Here is a 15,898-nt window from a genome sequence, read left to right on the forward strand (position 1 = left end):
CCCGCACACATGAGCAAAGTTCCTTGCATCAGCGAGTGAACCTCAGCTCGCTGATCTGGCGCGACACCTGTCCTGGCATCAGTAGAGACGACGGAAAATGGGCTTTATTGGGGCTGTCGGGGAAGCGCTGCGGCTCCAGGCAAAGCCCTCCATGCCGGCTGTACTTCACCCCATCCAGGCTCTGTACTGGCATGTCCATCAGGTGCCCGTCATAGAACTGAACGCCGGGCTCCGTGGTCCAGAGTTCCATGGACACCCCGCTCTTCATCGACGCGACGGTCGCGGCGTGGCGAATGTCCCCGTAGGGTCCATGAAGCACGTAGTTGACGTCGTAGAGAATGCGCTCCTGCGTGAACTCGGCCGCGCCGATAGGCCTCAAGGTGGTGAAGTCGTAACCGGTATTCGCCACGCGTCGGATCTCTCCCGTGGGAATGAGATCCGGGCGGGTCGGCGTGGTGTAGTCGGCGGCGATCATCAGGTGGTGCGCAAGAATGTCCGCGCTGCCATCGAGGTTGAAATAGCCGTGGGTGGTGAGGTTTACCGGCGTGGGCTGGTCACAGGTGGCCTCCAGCATGATCCGCAAGCCGCATGAGGGCAAGAGCGTATAGGTGCAGGTGGCCACAAGCCGGCCCGGATAACCCATGTCGCCATCCTCCGATACGAGGCTCAAGGTGACGCTGGTGGCGCTGTGGTCAATGATGCTCCACAGCCGCGTGCCGAAGCCCATCGTGCCGCCATGGAGTTGATTGCGGCCCTCATTGGCGTCGAGACGATAGGTCTCTCCGTCTAGGGTGAAGCACGCGCCTCCGATGCGATTGGCGTGGCGCCCGACGATGGCGCCGAAATAGGGGGAATGGGCGACGTAATCCTCGACGGAATTGAGCCCGAGTACCACGCGCTGCTGGCCTGCCGCGGCGGGCACGACGAGATCGCGCACCACGGCGCCCCAGGTCAGGACCTTCATCTCCATGCCGTCAGGGCCTGTGAGCGAAACCTGCAGAACATCCTGCCCGTTGAGGGAGCCGAAGCGCTCGATGCTCATGGTGCCTATCCCTCGAAGATATTGGTTTTAAGCCCGCGGATGCCGCTGGTCTCCACCTTGAAGAGGTGGCCCGCCATCACGTCGATATGCGGATCCCGGCCGATGGCCGCGGTGGTGATGTAGAGCGTGGTGAGATCGGGACCGCCGAAGGCGCATTTCGTCACCTGGGCGGTCGGCACCGACACGGTGCGCTCCACCGTGCCATCGGGGGCAAAGCGCGTGATGCGTGAGGCGCCCCAGTGGCAGACCCAAACATGGCCTTCCGCATCGACTGCCATGCCGTCCGGATGGCCCCAGCTCTGCTCGAAACGGGTAAAGTGGCGCGGCTCGCCGATCCGGCCACCGCCCGCGTCGAGGGCGTAGATCGTCTGGCCCGTCGTGTCCGTCGCGTAGATCCTCTGCCCGTCATGGCTGAAGGCCGGACCGTTGGTGACCACGATGCCGGAATGGAACTGGGTCAGCTCCTTGCCGTCCCAGCGCCAGAAGGCCCCGGAGGCATTCTCCTCCTCGTCATCCATGGTGCCGAAATAGATCGCCCCGTCCGGGCCCACATGGCCGTCGTTGATGCGATTATTGGGCTTGTCTTTGTCCGGCGACACGATGGGCTCGACCGCACCGGTCCTGAGATTGAACCGGGCAAGTCCGGACTTGAAGCCGGCGACCACCACATCCTCGTCAGGGGTCAGGGCGATGAATCCGATCCGCTCAGGCGCATCGACACGGAAATGCTCCTTTGTGTCAGGACGATAGCGCCAAACCCCCGGGTTCTTGATGTCGACCCAGAACAGGGTGTTCGAGCGGTGATCCCACACCGGTCCTTCCCCCAGCACACAGGCGCTGGCCACCGCCACATGCGGCGTTTCCGGGTGAACGGCTGGATGGGTCATGGCTTTCCCTTGAATAAGTCTCGTGATGTGCGTCTCGCTCTGCCGGTAACTCCGGCGGCGTCCGATGGGTCCGTCAGGTTACGCGCTCTCCGCGATGCGGCGCGCCAGCCTCACGAGGCTCAGGTCCGACCCGGCAGGCCCCATCAGGGACAGCCCCAGCGGAGCGCCCAACCGGGAGGCGAGCGGGATCGACACCTGCGGCAGGCCGGTCAGCACCGACAGGCAGAGCAGGTTCAGAGCGTTGTTGCGGTAATCGTTCAGCGATTCGTCGCTCTCGGTGAGGAGCGGGGCGATGTCGGGCATGGTCGGCAGGATCAGCACCGCATCCGTGCCGAGCAGAGCGTTGAACCGCTTGCGGAACGCGGCGCGAATCACCTGGGCTTCCGTGAACTGGCTATCGGTCACGGCTTTCGAGAATTCGAACCGGTCGGCTACGCCAGGGCCGAGGGGCGGATTGTAGCGCTCGATCATCGGTCCATCGACCGCCCAGGCCTCCCGGCTCTGGATGTAGCGCATGGCCCAGTAGAGCGCCGTGAAGCCCTCGGTCGCCACATCGGCCTCCTGCGCCTCGCCCAGCACCGCTTCGGTCTGGCGCAGGGCCGGCGCGAGCGCCTCCCGCACTGGCCCGTGGAGCAGTCCGAAGGCGTCCCGCGCCAGGAGCACCCGACGCTTCTGCGGCAGGGGCGTCGCATCTTCGCCCAGCAGCACCGCGCCGACCCGTTCGAAGGTGGCGCCATCCCGGGTGAAGTAGCCGCAGGTGTCGAAGGACGGAGCCAGATCGTGGCAGAGTTCGAGACTCACCCGGGCATGGGTCGGCCGGATGCCGAAGAGGCCGCAATGGTTGGCCGGCGCCCGCACGGAGCCGCCTGTATCGGTGCCCAGCGCAAAATCGCACAAGCCATTCGAGACGGCGGCCGCCGAGCCGGAGGACGATCCTCCAGGGATTCGGTCGGGCGCGCCGCCGTTCACCGGCGTGCCGAAATGGGCGTTCTTGCCGCTCATGGAGAAGGCGAGCTCGTCCGTGATGGTCTTGCCCACGAGCCGCGCACCGGCATCGAGAAGCTTCTGGACGGTCGGCGCCGTCCGGGTCCTGATGCCTGACATGGCGAGCATATGCGGCGATCCCGCACTCGTCGGATAGCCCGCTACATCGAACAGATCCTTGGCCGCGAAGGTCAGGCCGGACAGCGGCCCTGCTGGCGCATGGGGAACCGAAACGGCCGGATAGGGCATGAAGGCATGGGCGGGATCATGGTCAAGAAGCATGGCTCTGCTGCGCTTGGAGGAACAGAAAGAACCGCGAATGTGTCATCCTCTCCCGGTGAGGGGCAAGGCAGGATTTCGCGAACCTTGGCAGTTTGTGTCTTTCTTCTCGGCCCAGTTGGCCCTAAATCCTCGCACGTTCTCGATTGAAGGGATGCCGTGATGGCGACAACATCGACGATCCGCTGGCTGGCTTTTGGAGCGGCTCTTGCCCTCGGGGCTCCGGCGGCTCAGGCGCAGCAGGCCCCGATCAAGATCGGCGAACTGAATTCCTATGCGCAATGGGCGGCCTTCACCGTTCCCTACCGCAACGGCTGGCAGATGGCCTTGGACGAGATCAACGCTAAGGGCGGCGTGCTCGGCCGCAAGATCGAGATCGTCTCGCGCGACGACGGCGCCACCACGGGCAGCGCCACCCGCGTGGCCGACGAACTCGTAAGCCGCGAGGGCGTTTCGCTGCTCTTCGGTTCGTTCCTGTCCAATGTCGGCGTCGCCATGGCCGACTACGCCAACCAGAAGAAGATCGTCTATATCGCGGCCGAGCCGCTCACCGATGCCGTGACGATGGCTCAAGGCAACCGCTATACCTTCCGCATCCGGCCCAACAACTTCATGCAGGTCGGCATGCTGGTGGATCAGGCCAAGGCCTCCGGGGCCAAGCGCTGGGCCATCGTGGCGCCGAACTACGAGTACGGCCAGTCGGCCGCCGCCGTGTTCAAGCGCCTGATCCAGGAGCGTGTGCCCGGCGCCCAGATCGTCGCCGAGCAGTACCCGGCCCTCGGCAAGATCGAGGCGGGCGCCACCGCGTCCGCGATCGAGCAGGCAAAGCCCGACGGCATCTTCAACGTACTCTTCGGCCCCGACCTCACCCAGTTCGTGCGCGAGGGCAACACCCGCGGGCTCTTCGAGGACACGACCGTTCTGTCCCTCCTGACCGGCGAGCCCGAATGGCTCCTGCCGCTGAAGGACGAGGTGCCCGAGGGCTGGACCGTGACCGGCTATCCCTGGGACGAGATCAAGGAGCCCAAGCACAAGGCATTCATCGACGCCTATCGCGCCAAGTACAACGACACGCCGCGCCTCGGCTCGCTTCTGGGCTACATGGTCATGACCATGATTGGCGATTCCATCGAGCGCGCCGGCTCCACGGAGACGGATGCCATCATCAAGGCGCTCGAGGACGCAAAGTTCGACACCGTGATCGGCCCCGTCACCATGCGCGGCATCGACAACCAGGCCACCATGGGCGCCTGGGTCGGCAAGCTCGTGCTGAAAGGTGCAGCTGGGGGCATGACCGACTGGACCTACCAGGACGGCGCCTCGTTCATGCCGACGGAGGCCGAGGTGAAGGCGGTTCGGAAGGACTAGCACATTGCCGGCGCTGGACCCCGCCTTCCTGGCTGTTCAGGCCCTCAGCGGCCTGTCCAGCGCCTCCTCGCTCTTCATCACCGCCTGCGGTCTGACGATCGTCTTCGGCGTCACACGGATCGTGAACTTCGCGCACGGTTCGCTCTACATGATCGGTGCCTATACGGCCGCGACCCTGGTGCCGCGGCTGCTCGAACTCTCCTTCGGGCCCGTCACCTTCTGGGCCGGCATTCTCATCTCGGCCATCATCGTCGGTCTCATCGGCGTGATCATCGAGGTCCTTCTCCTGCGCCGCATCTACGGCGCGCCGGAGCTCTTCCAGCTGCTGGCCACCTTCGGCGTGGTGCTGGTGGTGCAGGATCTCGTGGTGCAGGTCTTCGGCCCGCAGGACATTCTCGGGCCGCGCGCTCCCGGTTTGCGCGCGCCGGTGGAAATCCTCGGACGGCGCTTCCCATCCTACGAACTTGTCTTGATCGCCGCCGGCCCCATCGTGCTGGGGCTCGTATGGCTTTTGTTGCGCAAGACCCGCTTCGGCGTGCTGGTGCGGGCCGCCACGCAGGATCGCGACATGGTGGCATCGCTCGGTGTCAATCAGGCGCTGCTGTTCACAGGTACGCTGTTTCTCGGCGCCTTCCTTGCGGGCCTCGGCGGCGCGCTCCAGATCCCGCGCGTCTCGGCGAATACGGGCATGGATCTGTCCATCATCGCCGAGGCGTTCGTCGTCACGGTGGTCGGCGGCATGGGCAGTGTGCCGGGTGCTTTTCTCGCGGCGCTCATCATCGGGCAGTTGCAGGCCTTCGGCATCCTGATCTTCCCGAAGAGCACCCTCGTCGTCGTCTTCCTGCTCATGGCAGTCGTGCTGGCGATACGGCCGTATGGCTTCTTCGGACGGGCCGAGATCGGCGGCGGAACGCATGCGGTGGGCATCGCCAGTCGCTCTCCCCTGCCCGGTCGTGGTCTCATCCTGCTGATCGTGATCGCTGTTCTTGCCGCCTTCCCGCTGGTGGCAGATGCATATCTCCTAAAGGTCGCCACCGAGATCCTGATCTTCGCGCTCTTCGCCTTCAGCCTGCAGTTGCTCATCGGCGTCGGTGGCATCGTGAGTTTCGGGCATGCGGCCTTCTTCGGTCTCGGCGCCTATGGGGCGGCGCTTGCCGTTAAATGGTACGGGGTCTCGATGGAGGCGGCGCTGCCGCTCGGCCTTGCACTCGCGGCCCTCGGCGCGGGCTTGGCCGGCGCGTTCGTGGTGCGCCTGTCGGGCATCTATCTCGCCATGATGACGTTGGCCGCAGCCCAGATCCTCTATGCGGTCGCGTTCCAATGGGTCGAGGTGACCGGCGGAGATAACGGCATCGTCGGCGTTTGGCCATCATCCTGGGCCAGTGGGCCAATCCCCTATTACCTGCTGACCGCAGCGCTGACCCTCATCACGGTTCTGCTCCTGAAGCGCATCATCGATGCGCCGTTCGGCTATGCCTTGCGCGCTGCCCGCGACTCGGAAGCCCGCGCCGAGGCCATCGGGCTGAAGGTTCGTCAGCATCGCTGGCTGGCCTTCATGATCGCCGGCGCCGCGGCAGGCCTTGCGGGTGGCATCTATGCGTTTTCCCGCGGCTCGGTGGATCCGAGCCTGCTCGGCATCTCCACCTCCGTAGACGCGCTCACCATGCTGTTGCTCGGCGGCATCCAGACCGTGGTGGGGCCGCTTGTGGGCGCCGCCGCCCTGCATGGCTTACGCGATTGGATCATGCCGCTCACGTCGCTCTGGCGCCTGCTCCTGGGCCTGAGCATCATCGCCATGGTGCTCATCTTCCCGCGCGGCCTCGTCGGCACCGTCCGTGACTGGTGGGGGGCGCGGGCATGACGCTTCTTGCCGTGAACGGCCTGCACAAATCCTTCGGCGGCGTGGTGGCGGCCCGCGACGTGACCTTCACGGTGGCGCGCGGCGAAATGCTGGCGATTATTGGACCCAATGGCGCCGGAAAATCCACGGTGTTCAACATGGTCGGTGGCCAGCTGCGCCCGGATCGCGGCCAAGTGCTGCTCGACGGGCAGGACATCACCCACGCCTCGCCGCAAAAACGCTTCCGCCGTGGCGTTGGACGCACCTTTCAGGTGGCGCAGACCTTCCTGTCCATGTCTGCTGCCGAGAACGTCCAGATGGCGCTGATCAGCTGCAACCGGCAGAGCAACGGCCTCTGGCGCCCGGCAAGTGAACGCCACCGCGACAAGGCCGTCGAGCTGCTCTCGCGCGTCGGCATGGCGGAGGCGGCGGATACCCCTTGTTCGGCTCTCGCCTATGGCGACGTGAAGCGGGTGGAGCTCGCCATCGCGCTGGCCGGCCAGCCCAAGCTGCTCCTCATGGACGAGCCCACGGCCGGCATGGCGCCACGTGAGCGGGCAGCGCTGATGGACCTCACGGCCTCCATTGCCGAAGCCCAGGGCATCGGCGTTCTCTTCACCGAGCACGACATGGACGTGGTCTTCGGCCACGCGGCCCGGGTGCTGGTGCTCCTGCGCGGCCAAATCATCGCCGCAGGCACGCCTGACCAGGTCCGGCAGGACGAGCAGGTGAAGCGCGCCTATCTTGGCGACGCGCGCGCCCTGGAGCCCCTGAGAGGAGTGAGCCCCGCATGACCGCGCCGCTCCTCGAGGTTTGGAACCTCTGCGCTTTCTACGGCCGCGCCCAGGTGCTGTTCGACCTGACCTTCCGGCTTCAGGCCGGAGAGGTCATGGCCTTAGTCGGCCGCAACGGGGCAGGCAAGACCACTACTCTGAAAGCGATCATGGGGCTGGTCGCGGCCTCGGCCAGGCAGGCTACCTTCAAAGGGCAATCGCTGGCTCGGCTGCCCACCTACAAGATCGCCCGGCTGGGCCTCGGCTACGTGCCCGAGGACCGGCGCATCTTCACGGATCTTACCGTCGAGGAAAACCTGGAAACGGGGCGCCGGCCGGCCCCCGCCGGTCGCTCGCCCTGGACCCCGGAGCGCCTGTTCCGGCTCTTTCCCAACTTGGCCGAGATGCGCACTCGGCGGGGCAACCAAATGTCCGGCGGCGAGCAGCAGATGCTGGCCATCGCCCGCACCCTCATGGGCAACCCGGATGCGATCCTGCTCGACGAGCCCTCCGAGGGCATCGCCCCGGTGATCGTCCAGATGATGGCCGAGGCGATCCGGGCCATGAAGGCGGAGGGGGTGGCCGTGCTGCTCTCCGAGCAGAACTGGGCTTTTGCAGCCGGCATCAGCGACCGGGCCTGCGTGATCGAGCGCGGCGAGATCCGCTTCCAGGGCTCCATGGCCGAGCTCATGGCGAACGAGGCCCTGCAGGCGGAGACGCTGGGGGTCTAAGCGGGAAACAAACGAGGCCCTTAAACCATTGACGGGGCGGACCGAAAGTCCGATATCCAGCCCATCGGCGCACCCTCCTGCGCCCCATCCCAGAATCCACACGAAGGAATTCCCGCTTCATGGGCGTCATCCATGTGACCGACCGGGCCGGCCAGCGCCACACCCTCGACGCCATCGAGGGCTGGCGGGTCATGGAGATCATCAGGGATTGGGGCCTGCCCATCGAGGGCCTGTGCGGCGGAGCCTGCGAATGCGCCACCTGCCATGTCTTCGTGGCCGAGGAGTGGATGGACAAGCTCTTTCCTCCCACGGACGAGGAGGAGGACCAGCTCGACACGGTGGTGACGAAGCCGAGTTCCCGCCTGTCCTGCCAGATCCTGTGGACCCCCGAACTCGACGGCCTGGAAGTCACCCTGGCCCCTACGGGCGACTGACCGCCAAGCATTTTCAGGCGAAGCGGATCCCGGTTCGCCGCCCGAAAATGCGTCAATAAGAGACCTGCGGAACAGATGAGGATCCGCTAGATCCTCATCTGTTCCGCCTGCCACATTGCCAAGACGGAGAGGCCATGCTTTCGAAACGGCCTCTCGAAGGAGCCTGTTTATGACCGACCATATCGAAACCGACGTCGTCATCATCGGTGCCGGGCCCGTGGGCCTGTTCGCGGTGTTCGAACTGGGCCTCCTCGACATCAAATGCCATCTCATCGACATTCTGCCGAAAGTGGGCGGTCAATGCGCCGAGCTCTACCCTGAGAAGCCGATCTACGACATCCCGGGCTTCCCGATGGTGACGGGCCAGGGGCTGGTCGACAACCTGATGGCGCAGATCGAGCCGTTCAACCCCACCTTCCACCTCAACGAGATGGTGGAGAGCCTGGAATCCATCGGCACGCCCGAGGCGCCCCTGTTCCGGGTCAGGACCTCCGAGAACGGCACCACGTTCGTGTGCAAGTCGGTGATCATCGCGGCCGGCGGCGGCTCGTTCCAGCCCAAGAAGCCCCCGATCGACAACATCGAAGCCTACGAGGGCACGAGCGTGTTCTATGCCGTGCGCAAGATGGAGATGTTCCGGGGCAAGAAGGTGCTGATCGTCGGTGGCGGCGATTCCGCCCTCGACTGGACCGTGAACCTGCAGCCCATCGCCAAGCGCCTCACCCTGCTCCACCGCCGTGACGCCTTCCGCGCCGCACCGCATACGGTCGAGAAGATGCGCTCGCTCGTCGCCTCCGGAGACATGGACCTTCACCTCGGACAGGTGAGCGCGATCAAGGGCGACAATCACGTGCTGGAAGGCGCCGTGATCCGCAAGGACGACGGCTCGGAGCACTTGGTCGATTGCGACGTGATGCTGCCCTTCTTCGGGCTCACCATGAAGCTTGGGCCCATCGCCGATTGGGGCCTGAACCTGCACGAGAACCTCGTCCCGGTCGATACGGAGAAGTTCGAGACCAACGTTCCCGGCATCTTTGCCATCGGCGACATCAACACCTATCCGGGCAAGCTGAAGCTCATCCTCTCCGGCTTCCATGAAGGCGCGCTGGCGGCGCAGAAAGTGCACCGCTACGTGTATCCGGAGAAGAAGCTCCTGTTCCAATACACGACCTCGTCCACGAGCCTGCAGAAGAAGCTCGGCGTCGCGGCCTAACGATGCTTCCGCAACCGGCTTGCTTCCCCTTGCGAAGCAGGCCGGTTCCTGAAACTCTCGGGCCTATGACAAACGCCACCGATCTCACCCTCGGCCGCCGTGTGATGGCGATGATCGAGGAACTCGCCCAGCACACGGACGAACCCGGCCGTATCACGCGACTTTATCTGTCCCCCGCTCATCGCAAGGCCGCCGAAGCGACGCTCGGCCTGATGCAGGCTGCCGGGCTCGATGCCCATATCGATGCGCTCGGCTCAGTTGTCGGTCGCGTCGAAGGAACTGACCCCGACGCTCCCGCCCTTCTGATCGGCTCCCACATCGATTCCGTCGTCGATGCCGGGCGCTATGACGGCAATCTCGGCGTGGTGCTCGGCATCGCTGCGGTCGAGGCTCTGCGCCGGCAGGGGATCACGCCTTCCTGCCCCATCGAGGTGGTAGCCTTCGGCGACGAGGAGAACGTTCGCTTCCCGACCAACCTCTCCACCTCGTCTGCGCTCGCCGGCCGCTTCAACCCGGCATGGCTCGACGGCCGGGACCAGGACGGCATTGCTTTGCGCGACGCGCTGATTGCTTTCGGAGGAGATCCGAACGGTGCTGCGGCGCTCGCTCGCGACCCGGCGCGTTACCGCGGGTATCTCGAGGTGCATATCGAGCAGGGCCCTCAGCTCGAGGCAAAAGATCTTTCTGTCGGAATCGTGTCCGCCATCAACGGAATCACCCGGGCCCGCGCTTACGTGATCGGCGAGGCAGGACACGCGGGCACCGTGCCGATGACCATGCGCCGCGACGCGCTGGCGGCTGTGGCCGAGATGATCGGGATCGTGGAACGTGCCGGCTCCACGCGCATCGATACGGTAGCGACGGTGGGCGTCGCCCAGGTGCAGCCCGGCGCAATCAACGTCATTCCCGCGCGGGTCGACTTCACCCTCGATGCGAGAGCGCCGGACGATGCGGTGCGCGAGGCCATGGTGCAGGACATCCTGGCCGAGTGTCAGGCGGCGGCGCAAAGGCGCGATGTCGAACTCGTCATCGAACCGTTCATGGACTCGCCCGCCACGCCCATGGACACGGGCCTGATCGAGCTTTTGGAGGCCGCCGTGCGGGGCTTGAACATCGAGCCGCTCCATCTCGCCTCCGGGGCAGGCCACGATGCGGTCGCCATGGCCAATCTCTGCCCCTCGGCCATGCTCTTCGTACGCTGCAAGGGCGGCATCAGCCACAACCCGGCGGAGTCGATCACGGTCGAGGATGCGGATGCGGCTGCGCGCGTTCTGCTCGCGGCGGTGAAGCAGGTCGCCGCGTGAGATCCATGCGATGACGCAGACGCCCACAATCGCGTTCGTCGATGACGACTCCGCGCTTCAGAAAGTTGCTGTCGAAGGCATCCGTGGATTCAATGCGGCCCTGTTCCCGGACCATCCGCAAGGCCAGGATCTTGCCATCGCCATCCACGATCCCGAGACCCATGAGCCGGTCGGAGGCCTCTGCGGCCGCACGGCTGGCGGGTGGCTCGCGATCAACTTGCTCTTCGTGCCCGACGCATTGCGCGGCATGGGCCTCGCCACACGGCTCATCGCCATGGCGGAAGACGAGGCGAAGCGGCGCGGCTGTCACGCGGCCTGGCTCGACACGCTCAACCCGCAAGCGCTCCCGCTCTACCAGCGTCTGGGCTATCAGATCTTTGGTGAGCTCAAGGATTATCCTGCAGGCAACAACCGCTTCTTCCTGCAGAAGAAGCTATCGACCATCGCCTGAGCATCATCCTTTCCACTCGTCAGCCAGCACCGCCCAGCGCTCGTGATCGCGCCACTCGCCGTTGATCTTGAGATAGCGCGGCGAGAAGCCCTCCTGGCGGAAGCCCAGGCTCTGCACGAGAGCGCGGGAGGGCTTGTTGGCGGGCTGGATGTTTGCCTCCACCCGATGCAGTCCGAGGCTGTGGAAGGCATGCGTGACCACGAGGCCCACGGCCTCCCTCATCAGCCCGCGCCCGTTCATGCCGGCCATGCCGTAATAGCCCATATAGGCGCTCTGGAAATAGCCACGCACGATCTCGCTGAGGTTCACCACGCCGACGATCCGGCCGCTCTCCCACTCGCGGGCAATGAAGCCGATGGAGCGCTCTCCGTCGCAGCGGGCGAGATAGCCGAGAAAGCTCGGATGATCGCGGCAGGGCGACACCCAGGGCTCGTGCAGCACGATGCTGGCGAGATTGGCCGTCACCAGCTCGGCGCCATCCGAGATCTCGACGGGGCGAATCGTAACGCGTGACAACATGAGGTTCATTCCGGCTTCAGGAACCATGGCATAGACCTGCCGTTGTCGTCAGCCCCTCCTCGAACCATAAGGAATGGACCATGCGCGCCATCATTCTCCCCGCTTTCGCCCTCGCTCTCGGTGCAGGCTTCCTCGCCGCTCCGCAGGAAGCTCATGCGCGTTTCAGCCCCGAGCAGATCCAAGCGCCGTCGCTTGTGGACAATGTCGCCTGCGTGACCCGCCGTTTTCGCACCGTGCAGCCCAACGGCCGCGTGGTTTATCGCACCGTACGCCGCTGCGGCGTTCCTGCCTGGCAGGGCCGGGTGGACCGTTGCCGCACGGTGCGCGAGCGCGTCGTTACGCCGAGCGGACGCGTGATCTACCGCACCATTCGCCGCTGCCGCTGATCGGCATTGCCTCCAACAATCAAAGGCCCGGTGATCCCGGGCCTTTTCGTTTACTCCAGCTCGCCGATGGCGCTCTCAACCGCCTCGACAACCACGCCGGAGCGCACAAGGTCGAGGGCCTGACGCATTTCGGTGGCATACCAGCGGTCGCCGTCGAGGGCTGGCTGGATGACGGCGCGGATTGCTTCCATCGCGGCGCGAGAACCCTTGCCCAGCGGGTGATCACCCGCAAGCGGCTCGACCAGCGTCAGCGCCTGGGCGGCCATCAGGAGTTCGCCCGCCACGATCTGCTCCACGTTCTCCACGATGATGCGCGCCTTTCGCCCGCACCACGTGGAGTTGGAGATGTGATCCTCAGCATTCGACTTGCCGGGAATTGAATCGACCGAGCCCGGTGTCGCGAGCCCGCGGTTTTCCATCACCAGCGCCGACATGGAGCACTGCACGGTGGCAAAGCCCGTGTTGAGCCCGCGCTTGCCGGCAAGCAGGTTGCGCGGCAGCCCATAAGACATGGTAGGATCGATGAGGCGCGCGAGGCGCCGCTCGGAGATGGTGCCGAGATCCGCCATGGCGATGGCGAGAAAATCCATGGCCTGCGCCATGTACTGCCCGTGGAAGTGGCCACCCGAAATCGACACGTAGCCGCCCTGCCCATCGTCGAAGATGAGCGGGTTGTCGGTGGCGGAGTTCATTTCCGTGCTGATGATGCGCTCCACATATTCCAGCGCCTCGATCACCGGCCCATGAACCTGCGGCGTGCAACGCAGGGAGTAGACATCCTGCACGCGCGGCGATGCAGGCCCGCCGGGCTGACGCGGCTCGTCCGGGAAGACGATGTCGCGTGCCGATTGCGAGCAGCGCTTCGTGCCGTCCAGAATGCGCAAGAGATTGCGCGCGACCTTGGCCTGGCCCGGATGCGGACGCGCCTTGTGCACGCGCGGATCGAAGGCAGCCAGCTCGCCGCGCATGGCCTCCAGCGACAGGCACATGGCGATATCGGCGTGCTTGAGCAGGCGGCGCGCGTCGTGGGTTGCGAGAGCACCGAGCGCGAGCGAGGTGGTGGAGCCGTTGATGAGCGCGGACGCATCCTTGGCGCCGAGCTCGAAATCCGGATCGAAGCCCGCGAGACGAATGGCGTCGCGGGCCGGCATGACGCGGCCCTGATAGATCATGTCGGCTTCGTCGAAACCGCAGACGGCACCGGCCATGTGCGCCAGCGGCGCTAGATCGCCCGAGGCGCCGACAGACCCTTTCTGCGGGATCACCGGATGCAGGCCTGCATTGAGGAAGGCAATGAGGCGCTCGACCAGTTCGACCTGCGGGCCGGAATAGTTGGATGCGAAAGCGTTGGCGCGCAGCAGCATCATGGCGCGCGTGACATCCTCGGCGAAGGGCTCGCCAACGCCGGTGGCGTGGGCATAGACGGTCTTGCGCTGGTAGGCGGCCATGTCGCTGATGAGGACGCGCTGGTCCTTGAACAGGCCGACGCCGGTGTTGAAGGCATACATGAGCGGCGCGTCGTCATGCATCCAGGTGCGGTCGATGTAATCGCGCGTCGCGGCGATCCTCTCGCGGGCTTCCTGAGCCAGGGCTGCCTGAGCATAGGCCCCTTGAGCATCGCGGCGCGCCACGCGCACCACGTCCTGAATGCCGAGAGTGGCCCCGTCGAGCTTGACCGTCATCGCTGTACCTCACGTTGAAGCAAAAGGGATACCGGGGGTTCATGCCCGGTGCAACCGCCACTTCACGGCGATATTCCCGACGTCATCCCGGACGCCGCAGGCGATCCGGGATCGGGCAAACCAGCCCAGCACTGTCATCCCGGGGCTGCGCAGCAGAGCCCGGGATCCATAACCACGACTGTGCAGAACGAGGCGCAACGCTGCTCACCCTCCTTGAGGCGTTGGCGGTTATGGATCCCCGCCTGCGCTGGGATGACAGTTGAGGTTCGGGCGCTCCGTCCTACGCACGATCCCGGATCGGCTCCGCCGTCCGGGATGACGCTGGTGGGGTGTCAAAGAGCCAGCACATGTGGGCCCGCAGCTTTGTGCTGCGAGCCTGTGCGGTGATCGAGGGTGGCGCGACAGGCAGCCCGGCTCGATGATGGGTGGTGAAAGGAAGAGCCGAGGTGCCTCTTCGCGCACGGCTTCTTTAGGCGGTCAGGCGAGGCCGGCCCGGTGACCGTTCCAGGCGGGGTCCGTCTGCTCGACGGGGGCCTTGAACCGATTCCGACCACCGGCATGAAGCCTGGGCCTCCTGTCGCACAGGTCTGCGAAACCTCTGCACAGGACCGTGCCTGCCTCCACACTGCGACGCCTCGCGAGCGCGCCCCTCGATAGAGGCAGGTCTACATCACGATATAGCCGAGGTTAGGAGAATTGTCAAGAACAAAGTGAGAACATACGCCTCTCTCGCCGTCATGGCCAGGATCGTCCCGGCCATCCACGTCTTCAACCGTCGCAAAGACGTGGATCCCCGGAACGAGTCCGGGGATGACGTGGAGGGTGGCAGACCTGAGGGAGCACAACAAAAAAGGCCTCGGGCATGCCCGAGGCCTTGGTCGATGTTTCGAACCGGGCAATCGCGATCAGGCGCGACCCAGACGCTTCGTGGTCTGCGGGTCGAAGAGGTGGACGTTTCCGGGATCGACGGCCAGCGTGAGCTTGCGCGTGTCCGCGGCAAGCTGGCCGGTGGAGGCCTGGACGATGAACTCCGCGCCGGCAACCTTGCCGTGGAAGAGCTGGGTGGCGCCGAGCTCCTCGACGAAGTCCACATCCATGGACAGCGAGCTCGTTCCCGTGCTGCCCGCCTGCACGTCCTCGGGGCGCAGACCCACCTCGATGGCGGAGCCCGGAGTAAGTCCGTCGCGCATGTCGGTGACGGCGATCGACTGACCGCCCACGGAGACGCGGCCGGGGCCTTCCACGGTGCCGGGCAGGATGTTCATGGGCGGGGAGCCGATGAAGGTGGCGACGAACCGCGTCTCGGGACGGCGGTACACCTCGGCCGGCGTGCCGACCTGCTCGATCTGGCCGCCCGACATCACCACCAGCTTGTCGGAGAGCGTCATCGCCTCGACCTGATCGTGCGTCACGTAGATCGACGTGACGCCGAGCGCGCGCTGCAGGCGCTTGATCTCCACGCGCATCTGCACGCGCAGCTTGGCGTCGAGGTTGGAGAGCGGCTCGTCGAAGAGGAACACCTGGGGCTTGCGCACGATGGCGCGGCCCATGGCGACGCGCTGACGCTGGCCGCCGGAGAGCTGGCGCGGCTTGCGGGCGAGGAACGGCTCGATGGCGAGGATGCGGGCCGCTTCCTTCACGCGCTTGTCGATCTCGTCCTTGGGCGTCTTCCGGTTCTTCAGACCATAGGCCATGTTGTCGTAGACGCTCATGTGCGGGTAGAGCGCGTAGTTCTGGAACACCATGGCGATGTCGCGGTCGGCGGGCTCGACCTGGTTCACCACCCGGTCGCCGATCTTCACCTCGCCGCCGGAGATCGTCTCAAGGCCGGCGATCATGCGCAGCAGCGTGGACTTGCCGCAGCCCGACGGGCCGACGAGCACGCAGAAGGAGCCGTCCTCGATGCCGAGCGACACACCCTTCACGGCTTCCACATTGCCCGCGTAGATCTTCCTGACCGTATCCAGCGTCACCCCTGCCATCGTACTCTTCCTTTTAACCGTGG

General features: G+C 65.4%; 15 protein-coding genes. 9 read left to right on the plus strand and 6 right to left on the minus strand.

Annotation, left to right across the window (positions count from 1 at the left end; translation table 11 throughout):
• Window positions 1-28 precede the first annotated feature (28 nt).
• The 3 genes from JKL45_RS00670 to JKL45_RS00680 all read right to left on the minus strand — a co-directional run bounded on the left by JKL45_RS00670 (window position 29) and on the right by JKL45_RS00680 (window position 3,195).
• A complete protein-coding gene (locus JKL45_RS00670) occupies window positions 29-1,042 on the minus strand; it encodes an aldose epimerase family protein (protein WP_201859187.1) in 1,014 nt (337 codons plus the stop codon).
• Between the two features lie 5 nt (window positions 1,043-1,047).
• Complete coding sequence (locus JKL45_RS00675) at window positions 1,048-1,929, minus strand: SMP-30/gluconolactonase/LRE family protein (RefSeq protein ID WP_201859188.1); 882 nt, start codon at window positions 1,927-1,929, stop codon at window positions 1,048-1,050.
• Window positions 1,930-2,007: 78 nt separating this feature from the next.
• On the minus strand, window positions 2,008-3,195 hold the full coding sequence (locus JKL45_RS00680) for an amidase (RefSeq protein WP_201859189.1): 1,188 nt from the start codon (window positions 3,193-3,195) through the stop codon (window positions 2,008-2,010).
• Window positions 3,196-3,354: 159 nt separating this feature from the next.
• Between JKL45_RS00680 and JKL45_RS00685 the strand changes: the two genes are divergently transcribed.
• From JKL45_RS00685 to JKL45_RS00720, 8 genes are all read left to right on the plus strand, one after another.
• Window positions 3,355-4,560, plus strand: coding sequence for an ABC transporter substrate-binding protein (locus JKL45_RS00685; RefSeq protein ID WP_201859190.1), 1,206 nt, complete (start codon window positions 3,355-3,357; stop codon window positions 4,558-4,560).
• Between the two features lie 4 nt (window positions 4,561-4,564).
• Entirely contained in the window at window positions 4,565-6,421 is a 1,857-nt protein-coding gene (locus JKL45_RS00690; RefSeq protein WP_246498202.1) for an ABC transporter permease, read from the plus strand.
• The gene (locus tag JKL45_RS00695; RefSeq protein WP_201859191.1) at window positions 6,418-7,194 is read left to right on the plus strand and encodes an ABC transporter ATP-binding protein; all 777 of its coding nucleotides are present in this window, start codon (window positions 6,418-6,420) and stop codon (window positions 7,192-7,194) included. Before JKL45_RS00690 ends, JKL45_RS00695 begins: the two co-directional genes overlap by 4 nt.
• A complete protein-coding gene (locus tag JKL45_RS00700; protein ID WP_201859192.1) occupies window positions 7,191-7,904 on the plus strand; it encodes an ABC transporter ATP-binding protein in 714 nt (237 codons plus the stop codon). Before JKL45_RS00695 ends, JKL45_RS00700 begins: the two co-directional genes overlap by 4 nt.
• Before the next feature lie 119 nt (window positions 7,905-8,023).
• Window positions 8,024-8,338, plus strand: a complete 315-nt coding sequence (locus tag JKL45_RS00705) for a 2Fe-2S iron-sulfur cluster-binding protein (RefSeq protein WP_201859193.1) — start codon at window positions 8,024-8,026, stop codon at window positions 8,336-8,338.
• A gap of 169 nt (window positions 8,339-8,507) precedes the next feature.
• Complete coding sequence (locus JKL45_RS00710; RefSeq protein WP_201859194.1) at window positions 8,508-9,551, plus strand: NAD(P)/FAD-dependent oxidoreductase; 1,044 nt, start codon at window positions 8,508-8,510, stop codon at window positions 9,549-9,551.
• A 65-nt stretch (window positions 9,552-9,616) separates the two neighbouring features.
• Entirely contained in the window at window positions 9,617-10,855 is a 1,239-nt protein-coding gene (locus tag JKL45_RS00715) for an allantoate amidohydrolase (protein WP_201859195.1), read from the plus strand.
• 10 nt (window positions 10,856-10,865) lie between these two features.
• Complete coding sequence (locus JKL45_RS00720; protein WP_201859196.1) at window positions 10,866-11,306, plus strand: GNAT family N-acetyltransferase; 441 nt, start codon at window positions 10,866-10,868, stop codon at window positions 11,304-11,306.
• A 3-nt stretch (window positions 11,307-11,309) separates the two neighbouring features.
• Here the strand turns inward: JKL45_RS00720 and JKL45_RS00725 are convergent, their stop codons facing one another.
• Window positions 11,310-11,825, minus strand: coding sequence for a GNAT family N-acetyltransferase (locus JKL45_RS00725; RefSeq protein ID WP_201859197.1), 516 nt, complete (start codon window positions 11,823-11,825; stop codon window positions 11,310-11,312).
• Window positions 11,826-11,905: 80 nt separating this feature from the next.
• On the opposite strand from JKL45_RS00725, the gene JKL45_RS00730 reads away from it, so the two are divergent.
• Complete coding sequence (locus JKL45_RS00730; RefSeq protein WP_201859198.1) at window positions 11,906-12,211, plus strand: hypothetical protein; 306 nt, start codon at window positions 11,906-11,908, stop codon at window positions 12,209-12,211.
• Between the two features lie 50 nt (window positions 12,212-12,261).
• Here the strand turns inward: JKL45_RS00730 and JKL45_RS00735 are convergent, their stop codons facing one another.
• Entirely contained in the window at window positions 12,262-13,893 is a 1,632-nt protein-coding gene (locus JKL45_RS00735) for an HAL/PAL/TAL family ammonia-lyase (protein ID WP_201859199.1), read from the minus strand.
• Between the two features lie 905 nt (window positions 13,894-14,798).
• Window positions 14,799-15,875 carry a sn-glycerol-3-phosphate import ATP-binding protein UgpC gene (locus JKL45_RS00740; protein WP_201859200.1) on the minus strand — a complete coding sequence of 359 codons (1,077 nt, stop codon included), beginning with the start codon at window positions 15,873-15,875 and terminating at the stop codon, window positions 14,799-14,801.
• Between the last annotated feature and the right edge of the window lie 23 nt (window positions 15,876-15,898).

Origin of the sequence: Microvirga soli (assembly GCF_016734765.1) — a bacterium.
Lineage (GTDB): Bacteria > Pseudomonadota > Alphaproteobacteria > Rhizobiales > Beijerinckiaceae > Microvirga > Microvirga soli.